The 17,285-nt window shown below is 71.4% G+C and carries 12 protein-coding genes and 1 tRNA gene; 9 read left to right on the forward strand and 4 right to left on the reverse strand.

Translation table 11 applies throughout. The annotated features are described in order from the left end of the window. Nucleotides 1-37: 37 nt before the first annotated feature. Nucleotides 38-937 carry a 16S rRNA (cytidine(1402)-2'-O)-methyltransferase gene (gene rsmI, locus AB0O44_RS09670; protein WP_364136872.1) on the forward strand — a complete coding sequence of 300 codons (900 nt, stop codon included), beginning with the start codon at nt 38-40 and terminating at the stop codon, nt 935-937. Nucleotides 938-1,170: 233 nt separating this feature from the next. Continuing rightward, on the forward strand, nt 1,171-2,670 hold the full coding sequence (locus AB0O44_RS09675; protein ID WP_364136874.1) for an NAD-dependent succinate-semialdehyde dehydrogenase: 1,500 nt from the start codon (nt 1,171-1,173) through the stop codon (nt 2,668-2,670). Here AB0O44_RS09675 and AB0O44_RS09680 read toward each other — a convergent pair. The 3 genes from AB0O44_RS09680 to AB0O44_RS09690 are packed head-to-tail and all read right to left on the reverse strand — an operon-like array spanning nt 2,667 to nt 7,732. Further along, a complete protein-coding gene (locus AB0O44_RS09680; RefSeq protein WP_364136876.1) occupies nt 2,667-5,267 on the reverse strand; it encodes a DUF3488 and transglutaminase-like domain-containing protein in 2,601 nt (866 codons plus the stop codon). The two genes, AB0O44_RS09675 and AB0O44_RS09680, sit on opposite strands and share 4 nt — an antisense overlap. Beyond that, a complete protein-coding gene (locus AB0O44_RS09685; protein ID WP_364136878.1) occupies nt 5,264-6,640 on the reverse strand; it encodes a DUF58 domain-containing protein in 1,377 nt (458 codons plus the stop codon). The genes AB0O44_RS09680 and AB0O44_RS09685 overlap by 4 nt, the downstream gene beginning before the upstream one ends. A 12-nt stretch (nt 6,641-6,652) precedes the next feature. Continuing rightward, entirely contained in the window at nt 6,653-7,732 is a 1,080-nt protein-coding gene (locus AB0O44_RS09690; protein ID WP_364136880.1) for a MoxR family ATPase, read from the reverse strand. Nucleotides 7,733-7,894: 162 nt separating this feature from the next. Between AB0O44_RS09690 and AB0O44_RS09695 the strand changes: the two genes are divergently transcribed. From AB0O44_RS09695 to AB0O44_RS09715, 5 genes are all read left to right on the forward strand, one after another. Beyond that, on the forward strand, nt 7,895-8,809 hold the full coding sequence (locus AB0O44_RS09695) for a TatD family hydrolase (protein ID WP_290258517.1): 915 nt from the start codon (nt 7,895-7,897) through the stop codon (nt 8,807-8,809). Nucleotides 8,810-9,102: 293 nt separating this feature from the next. Continuing rightward, on the forward strand, nt 9,103-10,296 hold the full coding sequence (locus tag AB0O44_RS09700; protein ID WP_290258516.1) for a resuscitation-promoting factor: 1,194 nt from the start codon (nt 9,103-9,105) through the stop codon (nt 10,294-10,296). 265 nt (nt 10,297-10,561) lie between these two features. Beyond that, the gene (gene rsmA, locus AB0O44_RS09705) at nt 10,562-11,386 is read left to right on the forward strand and encodes a 16S rRNA (adenine(1518)-N(6)/adenine(1519)-N(6))-dimethyltransferase RsmA (RefSeq protein ID WP_364137307.1); all 825 of its coding nucleotides are present in this window, start codon (nt 10,562-10,564) and stop codon (nt 11,384-11,386) included. 98 nt (nt 11,387-11,484) lie between these two features. Beyond that, a complete protein-coding gene (locus AB0O44_RS09710; protein ID WP_364136883.1) occupies nt 11,485-12,447 on the forward strand; it encodes a 4-(cytidine 5'-diphospho)-2-C-methyl-D-erythritol kinase in 963 nt (320 codons plus the stop codon). Between the two features lie 57 nt (nt 12,448-12,504). After that, entirely contained in the window at nt 12,505-14,334 is a 1,830-nt protein-coding gene (locus AB0O44_RS09715; RefSeq protein WP_364136885.1) for an ABC-F family ATP-binding cassette domain-containing protein, read from the forward strand. Nucleotides 14,335-14,816: 482 nt separating this feature from the next. Here the strand turns inward: AB0O44_RS09715 and AB0O44_RS09720 are convergent, their stop codons facing one another. Further along, nucleotides 14,817-15,455 (reverse strand): TetR/AcrR family transcriptional regulator, encoded by a 639-nt coding sequence (locus tag AB0O44_RS09720; RefSeq protein WP_364137309.1) that lies wholly within the window; start codon nt 15,453-15,455, stop codon nt 14,817-14,819. Nucleotides 15,456-15,614: 159 nt separating this feature from the next. Here AB0O44_RS09720 and AB0O44_RS09725 point away from each other — a divergent pair. Together AB0O44_RS09725 and glmU are read left to right on the forward strand one after the other, a co-directional pair. Then, nucleotides 15,615-15,686: transfer RNA gene (locus tag AB0O44_RS09725), tRNA-Gln, on the forward strand. 107 nt (nt 15,687-15,793) lie between these two features. Beyond that, the gene (gene glmU, locus AB0O44_RS09730) at nt 15,794-17,281 is read left to right on the forward strand and encodes a bifunctional UDP-N-acetylglucosamine diphosphorylase/glucosamine-1-phosphate N-acetyltransferase GlmU (RefSeq protein ID WP_364136887.1); all 1,488 of its coding nucleotides are present in this window, start codon (nt 15,794-15,796) and stop codon (nt 17,279-17,281) included. Nucleotides 17,282-17,285: the final 4 nt, after the last annotated feature.

Below are 17,285 nucleotides of genomic sequence, written 5' to 3' on the forward strand. Positions count from 1 at the left end.
GTCGGTCCCGCGCGCCGGGCGGCAGTAGGCTGGTGCTGTGGAATCCGAGCCGAGCAGCCCCCAGTCCGACGCCCCCGCAGGCACGTCCCCCGGGAGCTCTTCCGGCAAAGGCCAAGTGGTCCTCGCGGCCACCCCGATCGGCAACGTCGGCGATGCCTCCGCGCGGTTGATCGGGCTCCTGGAGACCGCGGACATCGTCGCGGCCGAGGACACCCGCCGCCTGCACCGCCTGGTCCAGGGCCTCGGCATCACGGTGGCCGGACGGGTGATTAGCTACCACGAACACAACGAGGTGGCCAAGACCGGCGAACTCCTGGACCAGGTCCGGTCCGGCAAGACCCTGGTGATGGTGACCGACGCCGGCATGCCCTCGGTCTCGGACCCGGGCTTCCGCCTGGTCGAGGCGGCCGTGGCGGACGGCATCACCGTCACCGCGGCTCCCGGCCCCTCCGCCGTGCTGACCGCCCTGGCCCTCTCCGGCCTGCCCACCGACCGCTTCTGCTTCGAGGGCTTCCTGCCGCGGAAGGCGGGGGAGCGGGCGAGCCGGCTCGCCGAGCTCGACGACGAGTCCCGCACCATGGTGTTCTTCGAGGCCCCGCACCGGCTGGAGCCGATGCTGCGGGGCCTGCACGAACGCTTCGGCGCCGGCCGCCGGGCCGCCGTCTGCCGCGAACTGACCAAGACCTACGAGGAGGTCATCCGCGGAGACCTGCGCGAGCTGCTGCGCTGGGCCGAGACCTCCGAGATCCGCGGGGAGATCGCCGTCGTCGTCGCCGGGGCCCCCAAGCGCGAGCCGGGGAAGCCGGAAGACCATGTGGCGGACGTCAACGCCCTGGTCGCCCAGGGCATGCGGCTCAAGGAGGCCGTGGCCGCGGTCGCGGAGGACACCCGGGTCAGCAAACGCGAACTCTACGCCGCCGTCCTGGCCGCCCGCTGAGGCCCCAGCGGCGGCCCGCCGCACCTTGTGCAGCTGCACAGCGGCCTGCCCGGTTCCTAGTGCGCAGAAGCGTAGACACCCCCGAGAAACCGGCAGTACCGTGGGCAGTAGTTCGGCCCGGCCGCACCCGCTGCTGGGCCCGCCCCACCGGCCTGACGGAGCCACCAGTGCGACGCCAGTCCCCCGGGCCCGCCATTCGACCTTTTCCATCCAATGCCGACGAGGGAGTCATTGTGACTGTAACTGCCCAGCCCACCGTTACCGCCGAGCGGGAGGCCGCGCTGCTGGCCTCCGTGCCCACCGGCCTGCTGATTGACGGGCAGTGGCGTCCCGCCGCGTCCGGCAAGACCTTTGACGTCGAGGACCCCGCCACCGGCAAGGTGCTGCTGAGCCTGGCCGACGCTGGCCCCGAGGACGGCGCCGCCGCCCTGGACGCCGCCGCCGCGGCGCAGGAGTCCTGGGCCAAGGTCCCGCCGCGCGAGCGTGGCGAGATTCTCCGCCGGGCCTTCGACATGGTCACGGAGCGGGCCGAGGACTTCGCCCTGCTGATGACCCTGGAAATGGGCAAGCCGCTGGCCGAGGCCCGAGGCGAGGTCACCTACGGCTCCGAGTTCCTGCGCTGGTTCTCCGAGGAGGCCGTCCGCGCCTTCGGCCGCTACTCGGTGTCCCCGGACGGCAAGTCCCGCCTGCTCGTGGCGAAGAAGCCGGTGGGCCCCTGCCTGCTGATCACCCCGTGGAACTTCCCGCTGGCAATGGCCACCCGCAAGATCGCCCCCGCCGTCGCCGCCGGCTGCACCATGGTGCTGAAGTCTGCGAACCTGACCCCGCTGACCTCGCAGCTGTTCGCCGCCGTCATGATGGAGGCCGGCCTTCCCGCCGGCGTCCTGAACGTCATCCCCACGTCCACCGCTGGCGCCACCACCGGCCCGCTGATCAAGGACTCCCGGCTCCGGAAGCTCTCCTTCACCGGCTCCACCGAGGTGGGCCGCCGGCTCCTGGCCGACGCCTCCGAGAACGTGCTCCGGACCTCCATGGAGCTCGGCGGCAACGCCCCGTTCCTGGTCTTCGAGGATGCCGACATCGACGCGGCCGTCACCGGCGCCATGCTCGCCAAGCTGCGGAACATGGGTGAGGCCTGCACCGCGGCCAACCGCTTCATCGTGCATGAGTCTGTCGCCGACGAGTTCGCCGAGAAGTTCGCCGCCAAGATGAAGGAAATGACCCCGGCCCGCGGCACCGAGCCGGAGTCCAAGGTGGGCCCGCTGATCGACGCGAAGAGCCGCGACAAGGTCCACGACCTGGTTGCCGACGCCGTCGCCGCCGGCGCCGAGACCGTCATCGGCGGCGCCGCCGTCGAGGGCCCGGGCTACTTCTACCAGCCCACCATCCTCAAGGGCGTCACCGAGGGCACCCGCATCCTGAACGAGGAGATCTTCGGACCGGTCGCCCCGATCATCACCTTCGATACCGAGGACGAGGCCGTCCGGCTCGCCAACAACACCGAGTACGGCCTGGTGGCCTACGTCTTCACCAAGGACCTCAACCGGGGCATCCGGATGGGCGAACGCCTCGAGACCGGCATGCTCGGCCTGAACGCCGGCGTCGTCTCCAACGCCTCCGCCCCGTTCGGTGGCGTGAAGCAGTCCGGCCTGGGCCGCGAGGGCGGCCTCGAGGGCATCGAGGAGTACCTCTACACCCAGTACATCGGCATCGCCGATCCCTACGCCGGCTAGTTCCGGCGAAGCCTGCGGACGGCGCCGCGGAACCTTGAACGGGTCTCCGCGGCGCCGTTCGGCGTTTGCGGGGTGGCCCGGTTGTCCGGGGCAGGCCGCGGCACGCGGCGCAGCGGCCGGGTGACGGGACGGGCCAGGTCGTTGCGCCAGCGGGTGAACAGCGACGGCGGCAGCCACCCGGCGCGCAGCCGGGCCGCCCAGCGGGCATTGGCCTGCAGGCTGCCGCGGATCAGGGCGATCCGCTCCGCCGTCTCACTCCCGGAAGCACTTCCGGACCCACCCCCTGCCGCACCCGGTGACTGGCCCTCGACCCCCGGGCGGCCGTAGCGTTGCCGTTCGCGTTCCGCGGTCAGGATCTCCACCGCGTCCCGGGCCGGTGCGTCCACCCCGTCCGGGACTCCCAGCAGGGGAGAGCCCAGCAGCCGGGCGGCGAACAGCCGGGGCGAGTCGCTGCCGCGCGGCGGCAGGCCGTAGTCCGCGGCGAGGTCGCGCAGTTCCGCCCAGGCAGGTCCCGCGGCGGCCGCCGGATCCTCGGCCGCGGCCCGCAGCCGCCGCCGCCGCAACCCGGCACGGGCCAGGGCGGGCGTGGCCAGCAGCAGCGCCGCCAGCAGCACGCCCCCGGCGCCGTAGAGCAGCGGCCAGGGGATCTCCGGGCCCGTGGCGGTTCCGCCGGCCGCGGCGGGGGCCGGCACCGGGAGGGGCGCCGCCGACGTCGTGGGCTTCGGATCGGCCGAGGGCACCAGCCCGTCGTTGTTCTCGTTGGTGCTCGCCCCGCTCGGCGCCGCCGCCTCGGTCGCATAGCCCGGGACGACGCCGCGGGAGGGCGTGGGCTCGAACGCCACCCAGCCCAGGCCCTGGAAATACAGCTCGGGCCAGGCATGGGCATCACGGGCGTCCACCTCGTACTCCGGCAGCGCCCCCAGCCCGCCGAGCGACACCGTCGAACCGGTGGGCCGGCCCGGGGCGTAGCCGACGGCGATCCGGCTGGGGATCCCCTCCAGCCGGGCCATCACGGCCATCGCCGAGGAGAAGTGGATGCAGTAGCCGCTCTTCTGGGCCAGGAAGTCGGCCAGCACGGAGAGCCCGTTGCCGTCATACCCGTTCTGGACCGGCGCCTGCAGCGAGTAGGTGAACGCGGGGGAGCGCAGGTAGGCCTGGATGGCCATCGCCTTGGCGTATTCGGTGCCGGCCCCGGCGGTGACCGTGTCCGCCGTCTGCCGCACGATCGCCGGGACGTTGCCCGGAACCCGGGTGAAGAGGTCCGGCAGGCCGCGGGGCTGCTCCGTGGCCCGGTCCAGGACGGCCGGGGTCAGCTTCGGCGCCACCGACGCCACGACGTACTGCTGGTCGCGGGAGTTCACGTCGATGCCCTTGATGCTAAGCGTCGCCGGATCCCAGTTCCACCGGCCGGTGAGGCCGCTGACAGACGCCGGGGCGTACGGGACCGGCAGGTAGGGGCTGGTGAACTGCCCGGTGTTGACCGCGGTGACGGTCCGGACCTGCTCGTCGGCGGTGACGTCGGTCCCCGGATCGATCGCACCGGTGCCGGGCCGGCGGGTGGCATCCCGGTCATCCGGGGACCAGGAGTCGCCGTCGAAACTGTCCACGGTGACCGAGCGGAGATAGGGCGCGGACCCGGCGTTGCTGGCATAGGTGATCCGGCCGACGCCGGAGGGGCTCCGGAGGCTGTTGCCCAGGCTGATCATCGGGTTCAGGCCGGTGGCGCCGCCCCACGGGGTGAGCCGGGAGCCCTGCGGGAAGGCGCCCTGGTCGAAGCCCGGCACCACCGCCTGCACCAGCAGGGTCAGGGCCAGCGCCATCGCCCCCAGGACACCCGCGCGGCGAAGCTGCCCGGGGGTCCGCGCGGTGTCCCCGCGCAGGCCCGTGCCGGGATGGAACCAGTGGCTGCAGGCCAGGATCATCAGGTAGCCGGCGGCCGCGGCGGTGAACGCCGGCCAGCCCACGCTCTGCGGTTTGACCAGGGCGGGGACCACCAGGACCGCCAGGATGCCCAGCCCGCTGGTGGCCGGCAGGGCCAGCGGGCCGCAGAGGGTATCCACCAGTACCACCAGCAGCCCCAGCACCCCGCAGATCAGCAGCACGATGCCCGCGTTCGGCGCCACGGGGGTGCTCTCGCCCAGGATCGTCTCGTTGGCGCGGCGCAGGTAGGCCTGCAGCTGTCCCAGCGTCTCGGCCGAGGGGATGAACCCGGCGATGCTGGACGGTCGGAAGAACGTACTGGTCAGCACCGCCGCCAGGGACAGGAACCCGCCCAGGCTGACCACCACCCCCGGCAGGCGGAGCGACCGCAGGGCGGCGGTGGCAAGGGCGACGGTGAAGACGGTGGTCAGCACGGGCGGGTACCAGGCCCAGCCGCGCAGTACCCCGTTCATGCCCAGGGCGGCCCCGGCCAGTGCCACGGCGACGGAGAGGGCCATCGCCCACGGTTCCAGGCCGGCGCCGCGGATGCGGCCGGCCGGGCCGCCCGGGGTGCCGCCTTTTTCGCCACGACCGGCACCGTCGCGGCCGGCGTCGGGACCGTGTCCGGCGGAGCCGGTCCCCCCGCCGCCCCGGGCCGGGGTATCCGTCAGCGTCATCGCCGGGCCCCCGCACCGCGGCGGGCGTCGGCGGCCGTCGCCTCGGGGGCGGCGCCGACGTCGTCGAACGCGGACCACGCCGCGGCCAGGGCGGTGGCGGGGGAGACCGCCACCGCCCGCCAGCCGCCGCGGCGCAGCACCGCCATTATTTCCTCCGTCTCCGCCCCGCGCCCGGCGGCCACAAGGGCGAAGGCGTTGGCGCCGAACGCGGCCGCCGGGGCCAGGTCCCGGGCTTCGGCCGGGGTGAGCCGGCCAAGGATCGCCAGGACGGGACCGCGCAGGCGGTGGGCGGAGAGCTTGTCCAGCAGCCGGTCATCGAAGGGCCGGGTCCCGGCGTCCCCGCCGGGATGCCGGGGGCCGGTGAGCCCGATCGCGGCCAGGCTCTCGGCGATGGACTGCAGCCCGGCCGCGCCCAGGAACTCCTCGGTGTGCGGTTCCGGGGCGGAGGGGGAGTGGAGGAAGGCGGGCTCGCCGGAGGGGTCGAGGCAGCGCAACGCGTAGCTGCGCTCGCCGAGGTGGGCGCAGACGGACATCGCGGCCGTCACGGCCCACTCGAACGAGTCGCTGCTCACCGGCTCCAGCCCGTCCGAGGGGCCGGCGTACCCGGTGCCTTGGGAGTGGGCCAGATAGCGGTGGTCCAGGATCACGGTCGCCTCCGGGGTGGTGACCGACTCCTCCTGGCGGACCATCAGCTCCCCGTGCCGGGCCGTGGCGGCCCAGTGCACCCGGCGCATCGGGTCGCCGTGCCGGTACTCGCGGGTCATGACGTCGTCGTCGCTGGGGTTGGCCCGGCTCCGGGTGGCGGTGACGCCGTCGTGGCCGCGTGCGCCGGCGAGCGAGGTGGGCGGCAGATAGACCGGGGCGGGCGTGACCGTAAGGACGTCCCCGGCGTCGATCGCGTGCCGGTGGACCGAGAGCCCGAACGGGTCGCTGAATTCGGCGGTGACCGGGCCGATCACGAACTGCCCGCGCGTGGCGCTGCGCAGCTGGTATTCGTAGCGGCTGCTGCCTGCCGTGGCGGTGCGGGCCGGAAAGCGGAACACCGGGGACTGGCCGAACCGGGGTGGGAGCTGCTCCTCCATCAGGGCGTGCCCGGTGCCCGGTCCGGTGCGGGCCACCGCCAGCCGGACCGTGACGGCGGCGGAGGTCTGGACCGGGGACGGGTCGAACTCCCGGTAAACGCTAAACCGCGGCTTCAGCACCCGGGTGCCGGCCAGGGAAAGCAGCGGCAGGATCAGCAGCAGCAGGGCCAGGGAGAGCAGGTCCCGCCGGCCGAGCACCTGGGCGGCCAGCAGGCAGAGCAACCCGGCGGCCAGCAGCCCCCAGCCGCGCGTGCTGAAGATCTGCTTCGGGATCCGGTCCCATACCCCCATGGCGGCCGGGTCCTAGCGGCGCCGGCCCGCGGGCGGACCGGCGGCCCCGTCGCCCACCGGAACCTTGGCCAGGATGGAGCGGATGACCGACTGCGGAGTCTCGCCGGTGCCGGCGGCCTTTCGGTCCAGGATGATGCGGTGCGCCAGCACCGGCTCGGCGACGGCGACGACGTCGTCGGGCAGGACGAATTCCCGGCCCTCCAGCGCCGCGGTGGCCTTCGCCGCGCGCAGCAGCTGCAGCATGGACCGGGGGCTTGCGCCGAGCCGCAGCAGCGGGCTCTCCCGCGTGGCGCGGCCGAGCGCCACCGTATACTCCTTGACCGCGCGGGAGACGTAGACCTGCTGGACCGTGGCGATCATCGCGGCCACCTGCGCGGCGGTGACGACGGCGGACACGGTGGCCAACGGCGACGCGGACTGGTGCGTCTCCAGCATCTCCAGCTCCGCCTCCCGGTCCGGGTAGCCCATCGAGATCCTGGCCATGAAACGGTCCCGCTGCGCCTCCGGCAGCGGATAGGTGCCCTCCATCTCGATGGGGTTCTGCGTGGCCACCACCATGAACGGCTCGTCCAGCCGGTAGGAGGTCCCGTCGACGGTGACCTGGTGCTCTTCCATGCACTCGAGCAGGGCGGATTGGGTCTTCGCGGAGGCCCGGTTGATTTCGTCGCCAATCACGATGTTGGCGAAGACCGCGCCGGGACGGAACTCGAACATCCGCGTCGCCTGGTTGTACACGGACACGCCGGTCACGTCCGAGGGCAGCAGGTCCGGGGTGAACTGGATCCGGCTGACAGTGCAGTCGATGGTGCGCGCCAGGGTCTTGGCCAGCATGGTCTTCCCGACGCCGGGCACGTCTTCCAGGAGCAGGTGGCCCTGGGCCAGGAGCACCGTCAGGGCCAGCTTCGCCGCCTCGGCCTTGCCGTCGATGACCGTGTTGATGCCGGCCAGGATCCGGTCGCAGGCCCGGCTGAACTCCGCCGGATCCATCGGCTCCTGCCCGGTGCGGGCGGCGGGGACATGGGCGGCCTGCGGCGGCGCGGCCATGGCCTCGTCAACGGTCTCATCAAAGGTGGTGCGGCGGTGGAAATCCATCGGCAGCCTTTCAGCCCTGGGGCGGCCGGAAATCCGCGGCAGGCAGATGCTGCCGGGCACCACGGTGGGCCGCCTGTGTGATATCAGCGTACTCACACAACTCTCAGCGCAGACAGAGAGTTCCGGTAATTCTCCGATCCGGGCCGCCGCTAGGCTGGAAGCATGTCCTCCTCCTCCCAGGCCCCGGCCCCGTTCCGCGCGATCAGTGACGAGGGCACCGGTACCTCCGGTCGCAAGGCCTACCCGCCGGCACCGGAGCCGCTGCCGGTCCCGGTCATGGACAACCACACCCACCTGGACTTCCCGGACGCCGGGGCGTCCGCGGACGGGCCCGCCGTCGGCATCAAGGACGCCCTCGACGCCGCCGCCGCCGTCGGCGTGCAGGGCGCCATCCAGGTCGGCTGCGACCTGGAGTCCTCCCGCTTCACCGTCGAAGCGGTCGACCTCGACGCGCGGCTGCTTGGCGCCGTCGCCCTGCACCCGAACGACGCACCCCACTACGCCGCCCGCGGCGAGCTGGAGGAGGCGCTGGCCGAGATCGAGGCGCTCGCCGCCCACCCCCGGGTCCGGGCCATCGGGGAGACCGGCCTGGACTTCTTCCGCACCGAGGGGGAGGGTCTGGCCCACCAGCGCTACTCGTTCCGCCGCCACATCGACATCGCCAAGCGGCTGGGCCTGACCCTGCAGATCCACGACCGGGACGCCCACGACGACGTCGTGCAGGTGCTGCGCGAGGAGGGCGCCCCCGAGCGGGTGGTCTTCCACTGTTTCTCCGGCGGCGAGGAGCTGGCGAGAACCTGCAACCGGGAGGGCTGGTACATGTCCTTTGCAGGGACGGTGACCTTCAAGAACGCTGCCGACCTGCGCAGCGCGCTGGCCATCGCCGAACCGGAGTTGCTGCTGGTCGAAACCGACGCGCCGTTCCTGACCCCGCACCCGCACCGGGGCCGTCCGAACGCCAGTTACATGGTGCCGTACACGGTCCGCGGCATGGCCGAATTGACAGGCCGGGACCTCGCCGGACTCTGCGCCGGCCTGGCCGAAAATACCGTGCGGGCATACGGATCCTGGGACTGACGCCGGGATTTTTCGCGCTCTCCGATGTGACGTCCCATGAATACCCGGTATGCATAATTTCTTGGCCGCTTTATAACGCTCCGGTTACAGTGGTCAACTATTAGCCGGGGTCGGGGAAGGCCTTCGGATAATTTCACTCCTTTCGGACGCGCGCTGCAGTGGTTGATCCACGTGCGCGCTCTCGTTTGGTGGTGTGGCGGTGCCCGCGTTTTCCGCAAGCATCCGGACCCGGTCCGGACCAGCCCTCGAGGGTGTTTGACGGGACACGCCTGTGCACTTTTCCCCGTGCCCGGATGGTCCAAGAGATACGGGCAATCGTGGTCAAGTTCTTCACAACGGACGGCAAGGTCAGCGTCGTCAAGGTCGGTTCACAGCTGGTGGTCCTCATGGCTCTCGTGCTCGGCCTCGTCGCCTTCGTCGGCAACAACAAGACAGTCACGCTCAACGTTGACGGCAAGGTCAGCTCCGTGCAGACCTTCGGCGGCACCGTAGGCCAGGTTGTTAAGGCCGCCAACGTCGAACTGCAGTCCGCGGACAAGGTCACGCCCGCCGCCGACGCCCATGTCCAGGACGGCTCCGTCATCAACGTCAACCTCGCCAAGGCCGTCAAGGTCAGCGTGGACGGCGCCGAGCGGACCGTGACCACCACCGCCCCCACCGTCGAGAGCCTGGTCTCCGAGCTCGGCGTCGCCAGCGCCTCCGAGGTTTCCGTCCCCAAGGACGCCCAGCTGGCCGTCTCCGGCTCCTACGTGAGCATCTCGACGCCGAAGACCGTCACCCTCGTGGCCGACGGCAAGGACACCAAGACCACCACCACCGCCGCCACCGTCGGTGAGTTGCTGAACGGAGCCGGCATCAAGCTCGGCGCCAGCGACCGTCTCTCCCAGCCGGCCAACGCCCCCGTCGTCAACGACATGGTGGTCAAGGTCTCCCGGGTGGACACCACCAAGACCGACGAGACCACCGAAGCCGTCCCGTTCGAGAGCCTGAGCTCCGACGACGCGACCCTGTTCAAGGGCGATTCCAAGGTCCTGCAGGCCGGCGTCAACGGCAGCATGAGCAAGAGCTTCAAGCTGATCCTGGTTGACGGCCGCGAAGCCTCGCGCACCCTTGTCTCGCAGAACGTCACGCTCCAGCCGGTCACCGAGAAGATCGCGGTCGGAACCAAGGAAAAGCCCAAGCCGCAGGCCGCCGCCGCGCCGGCCGCGTCCGGCAACACCGGTGCCGCCGCCCCCGCCATGATGAACGAGGCCATGTGGGACAAGATCGCCCAGTGCGAGTCCGGCGGCAACTGGTCCATCAACTCCGGCAACGGCTACTACGGCGGCCTGCAGTTCGACATCCCGTCCTGGCTCGCCAACGGCGGAGGGGCCTACGCCCCCAACGCCAGCCAGGCCAGCAAGGCCCAGCAGATCGCCGTCGCGAACACCTACTACGCCAAGGCCGGCCTCGGCCCGTGGGGCTGCGGCTGGGCGGCCTCGCGCTAACCTGACCGCGATTACAGCACGATCCCGTGAAGGCCGGCCCCGGCTCTGTCCAGCACAGAGCCGGGGCCGGCCTTCGCCGTAACCTGCGCCATTTCCTTCGCCGTCTGCCGCGCCGCCCCCCGTCGGGGGCGGCGGCACCGCGGGATAGGATACCTAGGTGACTGAACCGACCTCCGCCGGGCCCGACGCGGCAACTCCCGCGACCGCCGCGACGCCTCCCGTGACCGCCCCTGCACCCCTGCTGGGCGCCACCGACATCCGCCGGATGGCCGAGGAGATCGGGGTCCGTCCCACGAAGACGCTGGGCCAGAACTTTGTCATCGACGGCAACACCATCCGCCGCATCGTCTCCGTCGCCGACATCGCCCCGGACGAGACCGTCCTCGAGGTCGGCCCCGGGCTCGGGTCCCTGACCCTGGGCCTGCTGGACGCCGCAAAAACCGTCGTCGCCGTCGAAATCGATCCGGTCCTCGCCGCGAAACTCCCCGCCACCGTCGAACGCTGGCGCCCCGGCGCCGCGCAGAACTTCCACCTGGTCCTCTCCGACGCCATGAAGGTCACCAAGCTGCCGGTGGAGCCCACCGCGCTGGTGGCCAACCTGCCCTACAACGTGGCCGTTCCCGTGGTGTTGCACCTGCTCCAGCACTTCCCGAGCCTGCGCCACGGGCTGGTCATGGTCCAGGACGAGGTGGCCGACCGGCTGGCCGCGGCGCCCGGCTCCAAGACCTACGGCGTTCCCTCCGTCAAGGCCGCCTGGTACAGCGGGATGCGCAAGGCCGGGGTCATCGGCATGAACGTCTTCTGGCCCGCGCCGAAGATCCACTCCGGCCTGGTGGCCTTCACCCGCCGCGAACCCCCGGCCACCACCGCCAGCCGGGAAGAGGTGTTCGCCGTGATCGATGCCGCCTTCGCCCAGCGCCGGAAGACCCTGCGCGCGGCGCTGGCCGGCTGGGCCGGCAGCGCCTCCGAGGCCGAGCGGTGCCTCCGAGCCGCGGGCGTGGACCCCACGGCGCGCGGCGAGGTGCTGGACGTGACGGCCTTCGCCCGGATCGCCGAGGCGCGCAACGCCCCGGCGCCCGCGGATGCCTGAGCCCTGGGCCATCTAGCGCGGAGCAGACCCCCGGGCCGCGTGGATATCACCTGCGCTGGCGGCTTGGAACCGCACCGCCCATGCCATAGCGTGGAGCCATGAACGCAGTGAGAGGGCGCTTCCCGGCGCGGACCGTGAGGGTCAAGGCGCCAGGCAAAGTGAACGTCTCACTGGATGTAGGGCCGCTGCGGCCCGACGGGTACCACTCGGTGGCCAGCGTCTACCTGGCCGTCTCGCTCTATGAAGAGGTGGCCGCCACCAGCACGGACACGGGTGAAATCACCGTCGTCATCAGCCCGGCCAGCACCCTGGACCTCGACGGCGTCGACATCCCCCTCGACGAACGCAACCTGGCCTACAAAGCCGCCGCCATCATGGCCGACGTCTCCGAACACTCCACCGGCGTGCACCTGGAAATCACCAAACGCGTCCCGGTAGCCGGTGGCATGGGCGGTGGCTCCGCCGACGCCGCGGCCACGCTGCTGGCCTGCGACGCGCTCTGGAACAGTGGACTCTCCCGCGAGGAACTCGCGCATCTCGCCGCCGAGCTCGGCGCGGACGTGCCCTTCTCCCTGCTCGGCGGCACCGCCGTCGGCCTCGGCGTCGGCGACGAACTCTCGCCCGCGCTCGTCAAAGCCCAGACCGACTGGGTGCTGGTCACCGCGGACTTCGGCCTCTCCACCCCCGAGGTCTTCCGCACCCTCGATCGGCTCCGGGCCGAGAGCGGCGAGGCCATCGAGGAGCCCACCTCCGTGGATCCCCGGGTCCTCGCGGCGCTGCTCAGCGGAGACGCCGACGCCCTCAGCCGCGTCCTCGTCAACGACCTGCAGCGCGCCTCGATCGAACTCGCCCCCGAGCTGCGCGATGTGCTGGGCCTCGGCGAATCCTGCGGCGCCATCGCCGGGATCGTCTCCGGCTCCGGCCCCACCGTGGCGCTGCTGGCGCACAACCCCTCGGCCGCCGACGGGCTCGCCACCGAACTGCGCCACCACGGCCTGGACGCCATGGCCGTCCACGGCCCGGTGCACGGCGCCCGCATCATCTCCGATACGCTCCTTTAAGTACGTTCGCAGTACGGACCCCGGCGGGGTCCTTCAGATCCAGGAAAGCAGTTCCCCGTGGCACACCTGCTCGGCGGCGAAAACCTCACGGTTTCGTACGCAACCCGTACCGTCCTCGACGGCATCACCCTCGGCCTCGAAGAAGGGGACCGGATCGGCATGGTGGGCCGCAACGGCGACGGTAAATCCACCCTGATGCGGTTGCTCGCGCTGCGCTCCACCCCGGATTCCGGCCGCGTCACCAAACGCGGCGACGTTAACGTCGGCTACCTGGACCAGAGCGACGTGCTCGACGGCGACCTCACCGTCGGCGCCGCGATTGTCGGCGACCAGGCCGACTACGAATGGGCCCGCAACCCGCAGATCCGCGAGATCATGGGCGGGCTGGTCTCCGACGTCGACTGGCACGCCAACGTCCACTCCCTCTCCGGCGGCCAGAAGCGCCGCGTGGCCCTGGCCAAGCTCCTGATCGAGGACCATGACGTCATCATGCTCGACGAGCCCACCAACCACCTCGACGTCGAGGGCGTCGCCTGGCTGGCCCGGCACCTGAAGTCCCGCTGGCGCGCCAACCAGGGCGCCTTCCTGGTGGTCACCCACGACCGTTGGTTCCTCGACGAGGTCTGCACCAAGACCTGGGAGGTCCACGACGGCATCGTCGACCCGTTCGAGGGCGGCTACGCGGCCTACGTCCTGGCCCGCGCCGAGCGCGACCGCACCGCCGCCGTCGTCGAATCCAAGCGCCAGCAGCTGGTCAAGAAGGAACTGGCGTGGCTGCGCCGCGGCGCCCCGGCCCGCACCGCCAAGCCGAAGTTCCGGATCGAGGCAGCCAACGCCCTGATCGCCGACGTCCCCGAGCCCCGCGACACCACCGCCCTGAGCAAGATGGCCACCGCCCGGCTCGGCAAGGACGTGCTGGACCTGGAGAACGTCTCCCTCGACCTGCGCGGCGACGAGTCCGGCCGGAAGCTCTTCGACAACATCACCCTGCGCCTGGCCCCGGGCGAGCGGCTGGGCCTGGTGGGCGTCAACGGCGCCGGCAAGACCACGCTGCTGAAACTGCTCAACGGCGAGATCGAACCCACCACGGGCAAGGTCAAGCGCGGCAAGACCGTCGTCACCGCCGTCCTCACGCAGGAGGTCAAGGAGCTCGACGACGTCTCCGACCTGCGCGTGATCGAGGTCATCGAACGGGAGAAGCGCTCCTTCAACGTCGGCGGCAAGGAATTCACCGCCGGCCAGCTCGTGGAGCAGCTGGGCTTCACGAACGAGAAGCAGTGGACCCCGGTCAAGGACCTCTCCGGCGGCGAGCGGCGCCGCCTGCAGCTGCTCCGCCTGCTGGTGGGGGAGCCGAACGTCCTGATGCTCGATGAGCCCACCAACGACCTGGACACGGACACCCTCGCAGCCGTCGAAGACGTCCTCGACGGCTGGCCCGGCACCCTCGTGGTGGTCAGCCACGACCGCTACCTGCTCGAACGCGTCACCGACCACCAGATGGCACTGCTGGGCGACGGCAAGCTCCGTGCCCTGCCGCGCGGCGTGGACCAGTACCTGGAACTGCGCGAGGCAGCCCTGGCCGGCTCCACGGTGTCCGGCGGCGGCAACCCGGTCACCTCCGGCGCCGGCGCGGCGGCGTCCGCGGCGTCGGGTCCGTCCGAGGCGGAGAAGCGCGAGGCCCGCAAGGCCAAGAACCGGATCGACCGCCAGCTGGGCAAACTGCAGCAGCAGGAGGACAAGATCCACGCCCAGATGGCGGCCGGCGCCGGCGACGCAAGCAAGTTCGACGAACTCGCCGCCCTGAACGCCAAGCTCCAGGAACTCGCCGCCGAACGCGAAACCCTCGAATTCGAATGGCTCGAAGCCGCAGAAACCCTCGGCGAGTAGCCCCGGCCGTTCCGCCGTGCTCGGGTTGGGTGCCGCAGGCGGCCCTCCACGCCGTGGTCGGGTTGGGTGCCGAAGTCGGCCCTCCACGCCGTGGTTGGCTTGGGTGCCGAAGTCGGCCCTTCCGCGTCGCTTAGACACAACGTTCCGGAGCCCTACGGTCGCTGAGCGACCTCCGGACCCCGGAGCGTCGCGATGCGCTCCTTTCGGAAGGACCGCCTCCGGCGATGCGTCTCGCCATCGCGCGTGGCCGAGAACACGCCGTTCTGCCGCACAAGCGGCGCCGCGGTCTTTCGCGTAGTCGCGCATCGCGGCACAACGGGCTCCGGAGGTCGCTCAGCGACCGCAGGGGCCTGTTGCGCCGTGTCTAAGCGACGGCGAAGGGCCGTTGCGCCGCGGTGGTGACCACGACATCGCAGGGCAACCGCGCCGCGAAGGTGACCACGACGGCGAAGGGCCACTACGCCACGAAGGCAATCAGCGGCTCAGCCGTCGATCTGGAGGCCCGGGTCCTTTTGCAGGCCGGTGAGGCCGTTCCAGGCGAGGTTCACCAGGTGCGCGGCCAGCTCGTGCTTGTTCGGGGTGCGGGTGTCCTGCCACCACTGTCCGGTCATCGCCACCATACCCACCAGCATCTGGGCATAGATGGCGCCGTCCGCGGCGCTGAAGCCGCGGCGGGAGAACTCGTCGGCCAGGATGTGCTCCACGCGGGTGGTGACTTGGGCCAGCAGTGCGGGGAAGGCTCCGCCGGGCTGGGCCGGGGGAGCATCGCGGACCAGGATCCGGAAGCCCTCGGCCCGGTCCTCGATGTAGCCCAGCAGTGCCAGAATCGCCCGCTCCACCAGGACCCGGGGCTTCGCGTCGGCGGACAGTGCCCCGCCGACGGCGCCCAGCAGGATCCCGAACTCGTGGGAGACGACCTGGCTGTAGAGGCCCTCCTTGGAGCCGAAGTGCTGGTAGATCACCGGTTTGGAGACCCCGGCGGCCGAGGCGATTTCCTCGATGGTGGTGGCGTCCCGGCCCCGGGCGGCGAACAGTCCGCGGCCGACGTCGAGCAGCTGCAACCGCCGCGCGGCGCCGGTCATCCGGGGCCGCGGGATGTGGCCGGGCGTCCGCCCCGGCATGCCGGTGCGGTGGTCCGCCCCTCCGGACCCGCCTGCGTTCTCACTCACAGCATCCATCATGCCCTAATCCGCGCGGCCGCCGCGGACCGCCAAGTCGCACGAGCAACATGCTTCGTGGCAGAATTGGCTCTCGTGCCAGGGCCTAACCGCCGGGCATGGTCCGCTCTGGTGTAATGGCAGCACCCCGGCCTTTGGAGCCGTGGAGTATAGGTTCGAGTCCTATGGGCGGAACTGCGGCAGCGGGTGGGGGCCCTGTGGATTCCAGTAGGATGGACAGGATGCCGAGATCCACCGAACAGCGGCCACGAGTCAGGCCGCTGAGCAAGGAGAGCCCGTACGTGAGCCCCGAGAACACCGGCCCAGCCGCCGTCATAGTCCTTGCAGCAGGCGCCGGTACCCGGATGAAGTCCCGTACACCCAAGATTCTCCACGAGATCGGCGGCCGTTCGCTGGTCGGCCACGCCCTGAACGCCGCGCGCGCCCTGTACCCGGAGGAGCTGGCCCTTGTGGTCCGGCACGAACGTGACCTCGTGGCCGCGCACATCGCGGCGCTGGATCCCGAGGCGCTGATCGTGGACCAGGACCACATCCCCGGCACCGGCCGCGCCGTCGAGGCGGCCCTCAAGGCGCTCGACGCCCGGCACGCCGGCGGCCCGCTGACCGGCACCGTCGTCGTCACCTACGGCGATGTCCCGCTGCTCACCGGCGGCCTGCTCGCCGAACTGGTGGCCGCGCACGAAGCCGGCGGCAACGCCGTCACCGTGCTGACCGCCGTGCTCGACGACGCCACCGGCTACGGCCGCATCCTCCGCGCCGAGGACGGCACCGTCACCGGCATCCGCGAACACAAGGACGCCTCCGAGGCCGAGCGCGGCATCCGCGAGATCAACTCCGGCATCTACGCCTTCGACGCCGCCGTCCTCCGCGACGCGCTGGCCCACGTCACCACCGACAACGCCCAGGGCGAGAAGTACCTCACCGACGTCTTGGCCCTGGCCCGGGCCGCCGGCGGCCGCGTCGCCGCCGTCGTCACCGAGGACCGCTGGCAGGTCGAGGGCGCCAACGACCGCGTCCAGCTCTCCGCCCTCGGCGCCGAGCACAACCGCCGCACCGTCGAGGCCTGGATGCGCGCCGGCGTCACCGTCGTCGACCCCGCCACCACCTGGATCGACGCGACCGTCACCCTCGACGAGGACGTCCGCCTGCTGCCGAACACGCAGCTGCACGGCGCCACCCGTATCGCCCGCGACGCCGTCGTCGGCCCCGATACCACGCTCACCGACGTCGAGGTGGGGGAGGGCGCGAAGGTCATCCGCACCCACGGCTCCGGTTCGCGCATCGGCGCCCGCGCCTCGGTGGGACCGTTCACCTACCTCCGCCCGGGCACCGACCTCGGCGAGACCGGCAAGATCGGGGCGTTCTATGAAACCAAGAACGTCACCATCGGCCGCGGCTCCAAGCTCTCCCACCTCGGCTATGCCGGCGACGCCGAGATCGGTGAGGACACCAACATCGGCTGCGGCAACATCACCGCCAACTACGACGGCGAGAAAAAGCACCGCACCATCATCGGCTCCGGCGTCCGCACCGGCTCGAACACCGTCTTCGTCGCCCCGGTCCAGGTCGGCGACGGCGCCTACAGCGGCGCCGGCGCCGTGATCCGCAGCGACGTTCCTGCGGGCGCCCTGGCCCTATCCCTGGCCAAGCAGCGCAATGCCGAAGGCTGGGTCGCGGCGAACCGCCCCGGCTCCATCTCGGCGACCCTGGCCGAGGCGGCCGGCACCACAACTTCCTCCACTACTCCGGCACCAACAGAAGAGGGCTAGCAAA

Origin of the sequence: Arthrobacter sp. NPDC080082, assembly GCF_040686595.1 — a bacterium.
Lineage (GTDB): Bacteria > Actinomycetota > Actinomycetes > Actinomycetales > Micrococcaceae > Arthrobacter.